This is a genomic window from Burkholderia sp. Ac-20353, from assembly GCF_017104785.1.
Taxonomy (GTDB): domain Bacteria; phylum Pseudomonadota; class Gammaproteobacteria; order Burkholderiales; family Burkholderiaceae; genus Burkholderia.
The window spans coordinates 1-11,697 of sequence record NZ_JAAGPL010000074.1; the positions used below are offsets into that span (position 1 = coordinate 1).

Below are 11,697 nucleotides of genomic sequence, written 5' to 3' on the forward strand. Positions count from 1 at the left end.
AGCGGCGACGGCGCGGCGGGCGGCGTGGCCGGTGCGGTGGACGGTGCGATGGACGAATCGGACGGCGCCTCCATCAGCACCACGTGCGCGTTGGTACCGCCAAAGCCGAACGAGTTGACGCCGATTGTCAGCGGCGTGCCGTCTTCGTCGAGCGTCGTGTACCGATCGACTACCCGCAGGCGGCCACCATCGAAATCGATGCCCGGGTTCGGCGTGACGAAGTGCAGCGAGCGCGGCACCGCGCGGTGCTTCAGGCACAGCACGGCCTTCAGCAGGCCGGCCATCCCGGACGCGGTCTCGAGGTGACCGATGTTGGTCTTCACCGAACCGATCAGCAGCGGCTGGTCCGCCGGACGCTGCCCCGCCACCACGTCGATCAGCGCGCGGGCCTCGATCGGATCGCCGACTGCCGTGCCGGTGCCGTGCGCTTCGAGATACGCAAGCGAGCGCGGATCGATGCCCGCGCGCGCGTAGACATTGCGCAGCAGCGCCGCCTGCGCCGCCGCACCCGGCACGCTGATGCCGCCCGGCGAATGGCCGACCGAGTTCACGCCAGAGCCCGCGATCACCGCGTGGATCGTGTCGCCGTCCGCGAGCGCGCGGTCGAGCGGCTTGAGCAGCACGAACGCGCCGCCTTCCGAGCGGACATAGCCGTCGCCGGTCGCATCGAACGCACGGCAGCGGCCGCGCGGCGACAGCATCGACGCCTTCGAGAAGCTGACGAAGCCGAACGGGTGCAGCAGCAGGTTGACGCCGCCCGCGAGCGCGGTTTCGGCCTCGCCGGACTGGAGTGCCTGCACGGCCTGGTGCAGCGCGACGAGCGACGACGAGCACGCGGTGTCGACCGACATGCTCGGGCCGCGCAGGTCGAACAGGTAGGACACGCGGTTCGACGCGATGCTGAGCGTGTTGCCGGTGGCCGAATACGGATCGATCACGTTCAGATCGTCCATGTTGCGGTTGCCGTAGTCCATGCTCGCAGCGCCGACAAAGACACCGCAGTTGCTGCCGCGCATCGTGGCCGGGCGCACGCCGGCGTCCTCGAACGCCTCCCACGCGAGCTCGAGCAGCAGGCGCTGCTGCGGATCCATCTGGGCCGCTTCGCGTGGCGAGATGCCGAAGAACGCCGCGTCGAAACCGGCGACGTCGTCGAGGACACCTGCGGCGAACGTGTAGCTCTTGCCCGGCTCGCGTTTCGACGGGTGCTGATAGAACCCCGTGCCGAAGCGGTCCGGCGGAATGCAGGTCACTGCGTCCCGTTCGTCGCGCAACAGTTGCCAGAAGTCGTCGGCCCCCTCAACCCCACCGGGAAACCGGCATGCCATCCCGATGATCGCTATGTGCTTGTTCATGCTTTTTCTGACTTGGCCAGCGCATCGCATGCGTGCGCGCGCGGCTCGTTCGAATTCGTGATGGCCAGCAGGAGCTGGCCGAGTTCTTCCGCATCGACGTCACGTGCGGAAGCGGCGGGTGCCGCGGTATTTCGCCAAATGAAATACTCGCTCCGATCAGGCATGACGCCAAGATTACCAAATACTTTCGGCAACGCCGGCACATGATCGCCGTAGAAGCAGACGATCGTGTCGCGCTCGCGCCGCCGCGCATGGTCGAGCAGCCGCTCGATCATCGCGTTCGCGTTGTCGACGTGGCGCAGATACGCGGTCAGATCCCGCCACTCGGCGCCTTCGCCGAGCGCATGGAACCGGCCCCCGTCGCCCGGCGCCACCGTCTCGAGATGAAGCGGGCCATGGTTCTCCATCGTCATCGCGAAGATGAAGGCCGGCTGCTCGCGCGGCGCGTCGAGCGCGTCGATGATCGCATCGGCAACCGCCGCGTCCGCGACGTACTGCCCCACCCGCGGCTTGCCGTCGAAGCTGCGGATGTCCATGAACGCGTCGAATTGCATCAGCGGAAACACGCGGTCCCGTCCGAAGAAGTCCGCATGATACGGATGGATCGCGAGCGTCCGGTAGCCTCCGCGCTTGAACCAGCCGGCGAGCGACGGGCATGCGCGGCGCAGGAAGGCATACGGATAGAAGCGCGCATAACCGAGCGACGCCGACGCGATGCCCGTCAGCACGGCGAACTCCGTGCGCATCGTATTCGCGCCCCACGCCGGAACGGTCAGCGCGCCATGCGCGACGGCTTCGCGCCGCGCGCGGTCGAACGCCGACATCAGCGTCGGCCTCACCGCGGACGTCGCGCGGCGGATGTCGAAGAACGACTCGCTCTGGATCACGATCACGTCGGGTTGGCGCCGCGGCGCGCCCGCTGCGAACGGGCCGCGTCGGACCGCCGCGTCGAAGGTCCGGAACGTCGTTCTGCGCATCCCGTTGAGCAGGTAAGCGACGAACACGGCGAAGAAACCGTGCCGGCGCTGGTCGTCGAACGCGTCGAGCGTCAGCGGCACGCGTGCGGCTATCCGGCGCGCCGCGACGACGCACGCGAGCGCGCCGATCGCGGCCGCCGTGCGCGGCACGGACGCAGGACGATCGAGCAGGCATCCGGTCACGAGCAACCCGACGCCGAGCGCGATCGCCACGACTTTCCCGATACTGAGAAACGGCAGATAGAGCCGCGGATGCGCGAACAACTGGCTGAACAGGCTGAGATCGGTGAACACGAACGGTTCGCGCAGCGACTCGTACTTCGCATTGCTGACCGCCGCGAGCAGCGCAACCAGCGCGGCGGCGACACAGGCCGAGAACACCGGCCGCATCGTGACCGCATACACGCATGTGCCGACGCACGACACCGCAACGAGATGCAGCAGCACGGCCCACGCGGATCTGCGCAGCGGCGCACGCGGAACCGCGACGGCATCGAGGCCGAACGACGCGACGAGCGCCGCGGCAATGACGAGTGCGTGCACGCCAGCCATGCTAGCGCCCCTCGCGCGGCAGATACGAGAGCTTTCCGAGAATGGCGTCCGCCAGCGCGGCGGGCAGCAGCGTCAGCAAGCGCAACCCGAGCACGAGCAGGCCCGGAAAGGCGATTTCCGCACGCCCTGCGTCGAGCTTGCGCCGGATATGGCGCGCGGCACGATCCGCCGACCACATGAACCGCTTGTCGCCCGGGAACACATCGCTCATCGCAGTCTTCACGAAGCCGGGCAGGATCACCGACATCCGGACACCGTCGCGCGCGAGCACGGGCCGCACCGAATCGCCGTACGCCTTGATCGCCGCCTTGCTCGCGCAATAGGCCGGTGAAATCGCCATTCCGCGCAGCGCCGCGATCGAACTGACCATCGCGATATGGCCGTGCCGGCGCGTGCGCATGCGCGCGATCACCGGCAGCACCGCATGCAGCGCGCCATACAGGTTCGTATCGACGACGGCCGCGGTGCGCGCCAGATCCTCCCAGTCCGCCGCGTGCGCGAGCGTGCTGGCGATGCCCGCGTTGGCGATCAGCAGGTCGATCGGATGCGCGTCGTCGAACGCGTCGAGCCAGGCGCGCATCGCGTCGGCATCGCAGACGTCCACCCGGCCCGTCTCGACGACGGCGCCGTGCTCGCGGCACGCGGCCGCAACGTCCGCAAGACGCGCGTCATCGCGGCCGATGAGCCCCATCACGACGCCCGGCGACGCGTAGCGCAGCGCAAGCGAGCGCCCGATCCCGGCGCTCGCCCCGGTGATCACGATGTGCCGCGGTTCACGTGACGGCATCGCTCGCCTCCACGTGGGTTGCCTCCAGTCGTCGCACGGACCCTGCCACTGCCATGTCGATCCCCCTGCGCGTATAGAAATCCCCGTTGATCTGCGTACGGTAAATCACGTAGTCCAGAAAGGCCTGAAACAATCTTTCATCCGGCGGCCCCGAATGCCGCCAGAAGGTATCGAGCCCACCTTGCCACGTCAGGCCCGGCATGTCATAGATGGCCGTACCCAGTGCGATGAGCGGGCAATGGTGGTAGAGCGCCGACATCCCGGTCGTGCTGTTGACGAGCACCACGCCGCGCGTATGGTCGAGCAAGGTCGGCAGATGGCCGGCATCGATGAACATCACGCGATCGGCGATGCCGAGTTCGCGTGCGACGCGGTCCACATGGCCGCGATAGTCGAACAACCCCGTGTCGAGCGGATGGTTCTTCACCACGAGATCGTGCCCGCTGGGCGCATGCAGCGCGAACGAGCGCAGCACGACGTCGATCGAAGCGCGCACGCTGTCGAACGGCGAGTGATGGACGATCTGCGCATCCGCGTTGACCTGCAGCGGCAGCAGGTAATACGGCCGCTTGCCGGCAAACAGCCGGCGCGTGACGCGCTCCGCTTCGCGGTCGTACAGCGGTTGCCGGACCGCGCGCGCAGCGAGCCCCGCGTATTCGACGAAGCCGTTGCGCGGACGGTGGCTGCGATAGTTCGGAAAGCGCGCCTGGTGCAGCGTGTTCGCGGCCCGATAGCGGATGTCGTGAAACGCGCGGACCGACAGCTTGTAGCCGGTCGCGCGCCCGAGGTCGCGCGGCGGGGTCGAGTCGCGCTGCGACAGATACCACGCCGGATCGCGCGGCAGCAGCGACCGGCCGTTGACGCCATGCCGTTCGAGCGTCAGCCAGTGCGGCCGGACGTAGCCTTCCTCGAACACGTGCACGGTGGCGCCATGATCACGGGCAACGGGATGCACGGGGCGATGGATCGCCCGGCAGTCGCCGAACAGGATCACGTCGGTTACGCTGTCGGCACGCAACGCGCCCGCATACCAATCGGCCAGCTGGTCCGCGGACCCCGTGTAGTCGCAAGACAGCTCCTTTCCGGCATAGATCAGGTCTCCACCGCAGAAATTCACTCTGCGAATGCGATGCCCACGGCTGAGCAAGGCATCGGCCAGCCGACTAAAGAACGGCGATGCCGTGCCTTGGAGCACGAGGAAAGAGCGTCGCATTATTAATGTGATTAATCATTTTCAATATTTTTACGCATTCGCCCGGAATTACGCCCCGAATGCGTCGACCGCCGACTTAAGTCAGCGCCCTGCCTGTATTTTCGACCCCGGATTTATAGGTGAAAGATTGTATCGTTTCCCGATACCCCCCTACAACCGCCAATACACGAAAAACGTGACACTCGAATGGCCGCAGCGGGATCTTCCGCTGCCGCCCGCCAGGCCGGCCGAAGCCGAAAACCGGCCGGCGCTGGAATGGGCGCCGATTCACTAAAGCTTCGCGAGCCAGCGCTGAAGCCCCATATAGATGGATTTTCCAGCCGTCACCCGATATTCAGCATAGGTCGTGAGCAGCCACATTTTCATTTTGCCGAACTGCTGCACCGCCCAATTACGCTTCAGCCGTCCCTGCCCCGTCGCCTGCCGCTGCGCATGAAGCAGCGCAATTGCGCGTTGCGCGTCGATCGCGATCCGCGAAACCGGGTGGACATATCGCGGATAGCGCAGCAGCGTGCCCGCGACGAGTTCGTCCAGCGCGACGCGACGGCGACGCCTGGACCAGACTGGATGCGTGTCCGGCACGTCGGCGGCAAAGACATCGCGTGTGAGCCCCCACCCCGCATAGAACGGCACGCCATAGCAGACGACGCGCTTGCCGCGCAGCAGCGCCTCGAAACCGGCCAGCGACGTCATCGTGTGCACCTCGTCCACCTGCTCGAGACAGGCGATGACGTCCGCATCGGGCGCCACGACGTCGGCAAGCCGTTGCGCGTCATGCAGCGGGACCGCGCCCGCCCGGTTGCCGCTCACCACGTCCGGGTGCGGCTTGAAGACGATGAATGCATCGGGGTGCGCCGCGCGCACGGCCGCGAGCAGTTCGAGATTCGTGGAAATCCACGGCGATCCCGTGCGGATCGATGCATCGTCCTCGACCTGGCCCGGCACCAGGATCACGGCGGCAGGCCGGGGCTCCGGCAGCACGACGCCACCCTCGCCGACGTTGTACTTGCCGAGCCGGGCATCGACCAGCGCGGTGCGCACGATGCGCGCTTCGCGCAGTTCGCCGTCGTCGAACTCCGCGTGCTCGAGAATCGATTCCAGCCGCGACGGCGTGCGCGGATCGAAATAGATGCCGAGATCGTCGATCACGAGCGACAGCGGCGCGATCAGGTTCGAGCCGAGACCGACCGAGCGGATGAAGCCATCCTCCATGCGCAGCACCGGCAGGTTCAGCTCGCGGGCGACGGCCGCGACCTCGGGATGCCGCGCGCCCCACAGCACGACGCATCGTGACGGGTCCGGCGGAAGGCGCCGCAACGCTTCCGGGCTCGCGACGCAGCGCACGCGCGCACCGCCCTGCCGCAGGAACGGCGCGACGACGCTGCGTTTCCACAGGCTCAGGCTCACGCACACCAGTTCGCCGTGCGAAACAGCGTTCATGCGGCGCTGCTTCGCGAGATGGGCGATCACGTCGAAGATCGTGCCGCGCTTGCCGGTTTCGGGATTCACGTAACGGCAGTACTGCAGGTACGCGGCATCGAACAGCTGAACCAGCGTCGCGCCGCCGCGGCGGGCTGCCAGCTCGGGCGCAGCCGGATGCCGGTCGTCGGTCAGGCCCCAGCCTGCATACCATGGCAGTCCGAACGTTGCGACCGGTTTGCCGCAGAGGAGCGCCTCGAATCCCATCTGCGACGACACCGCGTAGACCTTGCCGACCCGCTTCAGCAGCGACGGCGGGCTGACATCGAGCGGCAGCAGCCGCACCCGCGGATCCGCGTCTACATCGTCAACGAGGTAGCCGGCCTTCTTGCCGCACATCACGTCGGGATGCGTCTTGACCCAGACGGGCCTGTCCGGGTTTTCGGCGAGCGCGGCGGCCAGCATCGCACGGAACGACGATTCGTCGGCGCCGCCAAGACGCACCGCGACGTCGCCGCGCGTCTGGTCGACGACGAGGACGGCGTCGTCGCGCCAGCCTTCCGGCGGCACGAAGTCGGGGGCGTGGTTGTATTTGGACAGGCCGTGGCGGACGATCAGGGACATCGCGTGGCGCGCGTCGGCGCCGGTGTTCGCGGACTCGGCGCCGGCCGCGGCTGCTTCCTTGACGAGCGCCTCGAGACGGGACGGACGGCCTGCGTCGTAGTAGATGCCGAGGTCGTCGATGACGACGGAGAGGGCGTCGCCACCCTGCACGCCAAGCGTCACCGAGCGCAGGAAGCCGTCCTCGATGCGCAGCACGTCGACGCCGGCGCGTTCCGCCCACGCCTGCGCGCGCCGGCCGCTTTCGCGAAGGCCCCAGCCGAGCACGCCGGCCACGCCGGACAGTTGCCACGGCAGGCAGCAGCGTACGACGCCGTCGAGCCACGGGTTCGTGCCGACCCACGACCACAGGCCGACGCTCTGGAATGGAACGGCCCAGCGCGGCGGCCGGCTCACGGGCGCACCTCGTCCCGCTCAGTGGCCGTCGGCGCGGCGCGGCGCGCGGCCGGCTTGCGGAACAACGCTTTCAGCTGCTTTGCGAGACACCGCGCGTATGGCGCGCGCGCGTAATGATGGTCGAAGCGGCGACGATGGCGCCAGGACTGCTTCACGAGGCCGTCCGGACCGAGCGCATGCGGGCTCGAGTCGAGGTATGGCACGTCGTGCGCTTCGCAAAATGCCTTGACGCGGGCGTTGAATTCGAGCGCCAGCTCGGTACGTTCCCGTTGGGAAGCTGAGACCTGCTGGCGTACGGCGGCCGTTTCGTCACGCGGCGCGGCCTGATCGGCGAGGGTCGGTAACGGTGCGCTGAGCACTGCCACGCGATGCGACGCGGCGACTTCGAGGATGAAGTCGCAGTAATTGCGGATCGCTTCGTCGAGCAATTCCGGAATCGGACACGATCTGAACTCGACCAGCTTCCACAGCGAGTATGCGGTATCGACCTCGCCGAGGTTGAGCAATACCCAGTCGTGACGTGATGACGCCAGGCGATCCGTGAAACGGAGCAAGGCCGACGTGATCGAATTCCGGTTTTCAATGCCGATCGCCGTTGCACCCGGTACGTATTCGATGTCGAAACGCACGCGCGGCAGCGATACGGCAAACCAGATGTGCTCGAACACGCGGACGTGCGAGTCGCCGAGAATCAGTACCCGGGCTCGGTAGCCCGGATGCGCGGGCAGCGCGAGCCGTCGCCACACGCGCAGCGGCAGCGCCTCGTGCGTGTCTCGCGTGATCGCGCTCACCTTTCCAGTACCTCCGCAATCTGCTGCAAGCGATGCTGCCATGTGTGATGCGCGGCCACATGCTCTGCGCCGGCACGCGCGCGCTCGAGGTCGCGATCGGACGGGCCGTTTCGCAGACGCGCAAACAGTTCGCGTGCTTCGTCATCGTTCCGGACGACGTGGCAGAAGTCGGCAAACATTGCGTCGACAGACATCGCCGGCGTCGTTACCGCGATCCCGCCGCAACCGAGTATTTCGACGAGCCGCCGGGAAAACATCGTCGGCGAATCCTCGACCGTATTCACGTTCAGGGACACCACGTAGTCGCGATACATCTGCGCCGTCTGCTCGTGCCTGAGGGCATGCCGCACGTCGAGCCCGTCGAGCGCAGGAAAGCGGTAATGCGACGCCTTTCGGCCCGAATTACGATCGACCACGGTAAGACCGAGGCCGCTGCGGCACGCTGCGCCGAACAGCGTGTCCTGCCAGGCACGACGACGCACGTGATTCTCGCTGCTGTAGCTGCCGACGAAATTTGCCCGCCGGTGCTTGAAGTTGAAGCCCGTGAAGCCGTGCGTGCGCGGCTGGATCGCGAACATCAGCGTGTGCACCGACGCGTTCTCGCCCATGACGGCCTTGTAGCGTTGCACCGCATTGGCGTCGACCGTGAAGACGTGGTCGAACAGCTTCGCGCTTGCCACGAATCGCTCGAAGTGAACCGAGTCCTCCTTGTTCCAGAACACGGTGGGAATGCCGCGATCCTTCGCCGCCTGGACAAGCCTGACCAACGCGCGATTGGTTCGCTCCGGGTGCCCCGGGTAGGCGGCGATCTTGTATTTCCATCGATCGCGCAGGCCGGACCACGCCGACTCGACGAGCAGATAGTCGGGACGCGCGAATGCCAGCCGCCAGCGGTAATCGCAGGGCCCCACCGGGATGATGCGACCGTCGAATACGAGACTCGACGATGTCAATCCGTCCGCTACCAGCGCGATGGTCGGATACGTTTCAATGCTCAATCTTGGTAACCACTAACGAACGGAGGCAGGAGATCGAGGCCTCGTCACACGGGCCGTGGCGCCGGGTCACGCCACTTTCTCCAGCACCAATACACCATCGAACAAACTGCCGGAATCCTCTTCGATTCCGAAGTACGCGAGCGCGCGCAGGTTCCCGCCACGGAATGCGACCGAAAACCCGTCGTCCGGGATCGGGTTGCCCTTGAATCGGCGGGCAAGATAACGGGCCACGTCCGGATGACGATGCTCCTCGGCCCGGCTCGGGAACGGGACCAGAAAGCACGCACCGACCGGATGAGACTCGGTCGCCTCGCCGAGGCCGCTCGAGCAGAACTTCGCGAACTCCGAATCGGACGGATGTGGCAAGTCGGTCCACGGCCGCTCGAGCAGCGATTCGAGCTTTGCTGCCAGCGATGCGCGTTGCACCGACTCCCGCACGAATTGCCATTTCGTGAGTTTCACGCGCGGCTTCTGGCTTTCGCTCGGTTCGGCGCGCGGGGCGACGTCGTGATTGGCACCGTCATCCACCGGGGCCAGCTGAAGCGCGTCCAGCGTGCTGTCGTATGCGATGAATCGTTCGGACTTGAAGCCGACACTGCGCTTGAACAGGTTGATGCCGAGACCGTCGTCGCTGACGTACAGGTAGTTGATCGCCTTGACCCACGGGAATTTCTCGATCAACTCCTTCACGACACGGAACACATTGAGGTTCATGACCCCGTTCTTCACGTGTTCCTTGTGGCACAGGATGTGATTGATCTGCGCGAGTTCCCCGAACATGAATAGCGTGATGTACGAAACGAGACGCCCGTCACGCACGATGCCGAAGAATCGTTCGGTATGGTACTCACACCCGACGGTGCTCGGACTCATCACGTATACCGGCGGGTTGGAATAATAGTATTGGGGAATCGGGCGCCCCTGGCGCATCGGATCCGATGTACGGATCTCGTAGATATCCTGCTCGAAGCCCGCGGGGCCCGCGTCGAGGAATTCGTATCCGAGCTTGGTCGCCTTCTGAATCATGTTCCGGGACTTGTCGCCAATCGACCGGAGATACGCTTCCACCGATTCGGGAATCGTCAGGAATGCCGGATTCGACTTTTGCAAGCTTGCCGGCAACAATTCGCCGCTGGCAGCCTCGATGAAAACGGGATCCCGGCCGTATTTCTCGACGTTGTGTCGAGACGCGAACGCGTCCATCGACGAGAACCATTTGTCGCATTGAACGATGCACTCCGGCCCGCAGCGGTGCTTCTTCAGCAGCATGTTGGTCCGAATTGCCGGTTCACGGACGATGTTGACGGAGTGCCCGTCGTCGCGGCGCTTCTCCTTCAGCATCGAGCCGCTGAGCGTCGCGTCGCCGGATTCGAAGTTCAGGTCGAAAAGCAGAACGGGACCTTCGAAATTCCACGTCAATATCTTGAACGACGTGACCTTGGCATTGACCGCGATCCCCGTGCGAAGCTGGTCGCCGCTCATGTCGCTCTTCAGATAGCGGAAGTAGCCGACCCATGACTTCGCATAGCCCATCGCATGCATTTCGGCGTCGATCAGACCCTCGCCGTCGACTACCAGCAGCAGGTTCCTGTTCCCCGACAGGTCTCCGTTGACGATCGCGCTCATCCTGATACGCGTGTCGCACGTTGCGCGCACGCTCACTTCCAGGCCCTGCATCGCCTTTTGCAACGTCACCCGCTCGTTGTGCCATGCGGTTGCTTGCTCCACCTCCTCATGGCGAAACTTGCTTCCGGCCAGCCGCAGCTTGTCCTGAAAATATTTTACGAAACCCACGCCGCTCCCCTGCTTGTCAGACGCCCCCACACCGGTCGACCGGGGTTCCGTCGAGTACCGTTCGAGGCTGTCGAGCAAATTGGTGTAATACGCATTTATGAAATGAAACGGACTCTTCCCCCATTGGTGATCGACAGCGCCGACCAGCAGCGACGCATCGAATTGCAGGAATTGATCCTCGTCGAGATCCACGCGCATGCGCGCGTACTGCCTGCGCATGAATGCGTTTGCCTGGTCGATGTCGTCATTCGAATATGACGGCATGAAGTCCGTGCCGTCGGAGCAAGCCTTGCTCCAGTACACCTCATTGACGACCAGCGCCCTGAGACGGCCGTGCGCGTTCAGCACTGCCACGATCGCGCGCCAGCCTTCTTCCCACAGTTCGAAGAATTCGTCGGTAAACGGCCTGATCACCTGTCCGCGGCGTGACCCCGGCTCGAAACCCGACGACAGCAATTCGCCCGAGACCGTACACCGCGCACCGAGCTCGTCCACAAACAGGCTGAACCGTTCGTCGATCAGATCCACCAGCAGCAGATCGAAGCCTCCGCTGGCGAGCGTTGCGCTCAGCCCATGCGCAACGTCCGATTGCACCATCCGGCGTTGAAACGGTGACGCGATCGCGTCAAAGTCGATGCCCTCGACCTCGCCAGTTGAAAACGCAGTCGCCAATGAGCTGCGCGCCAGATAGCCAACCAGCTCGTATCGCGCGGCTTGCGGATATCGATCGGTAAAGGCGTCTCGACTGACGCAACTTCCATGGATCAGAAGCTTCGGGTTACTGCGCGCCATCCAAT

The 11,697-nt window shown here is 65.3% G+C and carries 8 protein-coding genes; all 8 read right to left on the reverse strand.

Annotated features, from left to right (window positions below):
* Nucleotides 1–1,352, reverse strand: a 1,352-nt coding sequence (locus tag G3N94_RS21325; RefSeq protein WP_205794553.1) for a polyketide synthase, incomplete at its 3' end; no start/stop codon positions are given.
* On the reverse strand, nucleotides 1,349–2,881 hold the full coding sequence (locus G3N94_RS21330; protein WP_205794554.1) for an LTA synthase family protein: 1,533 nt from the start codon (nucleotides 2,879–2,881) through the stop codon (nucleotides 1,349–1,351). The genes G3N94_RS21330 and G3N94_RS21325, both read right to left, overlap by 4 nt.
* Before the next feature lies 1 nt (nucleotide 2,882).
* Nucleotides 2,883–3,668: an SDR family NAD(P)-dependent oxidoreductase gene (locus G3N94_RS21335; RefSeq protein WP_205794555.1), complete on the reverse strand. Its 786-nt coding sequence runs from the start codon at nucleotides 3,666–3,668 to the stop codon at nucleotides 2,883–2,885.
* On the reverse strand, nucleotides 3,655–4,881 hold the full coding sequence (locus G3N94_RS21340) for a capsular biosynthesis protein (RefSeq protein ID WP_205794556.1): 1,227 nt from the start codon (nucleotides 4,879–4,881) through the stop codon (nucleotides 3,655–3,657). The genes G3N94_RS21335 and G3N94_RS21340 overlap by 14 nt, the downstream gene beginning before the upstream one ends.
* Nucleotides 4,882–5,151: 270 nt before the next feature.
* On the reverse strand, nucleotides 5,152–7,317 hold the full coding sequence (locus G3N94_RS21345; protein WP_205794557.1) for a capsular polysaccharide biosynthesis protein: 2,166 nt from the start codon (nucleotides 7,315–7,317) through the stop codon (nucleotides 5,152–5,154).
* Nucleotides 7,314–8,108: an SGNH/GDSL hydrolase family protein gene (locus tag G3N94_RS21350; protein ID WP_346778719.1), complete on the reverse strand. Its 795-nt coding sequence runs from the start codon at nucleotides 8,106–8,108 to the stop codon at nucleotides 7,314–7,316. Before G3N94_RS21350 ends, G3N94_RS21345 begins: the two co-directional genes overlap by 4 nt.
* Nucleotides 8,105–9,106 (reverse strand): glycosyltransferase, encoded by a 1,002-nt coding sequence (locus tag G3N94_RS21355; RefSeq protein ID WP_205794558.1) that lies wholly within the window; start codon nucleotides 9,104–9,106, stop codon nucleotides 8,105–8,107. The genes G3N94_RS21350 and G3N94_RS21355 overlap by 4 nt, the downstream gene beginning before the upstream one ends.
* A 66-nt stretch (nucleotides 9,107–9,172) precedes the next feature.
* The gene (locus tag G3N94_RS21360; protein WP_205794559.1) at nucleotides 9,173–11,692 is read right to left on the reverse strand and encodes a DUF6270 domain-containing protein; all 2,520 of its coding nucleotides are present in this window, start codon (nucleotides 11,690–11,692) and stop codon (nucleotides 9,173–9,175) included.
* Nucleotides 11,693–11,697 lie beyond the last annotated feature (5 nt).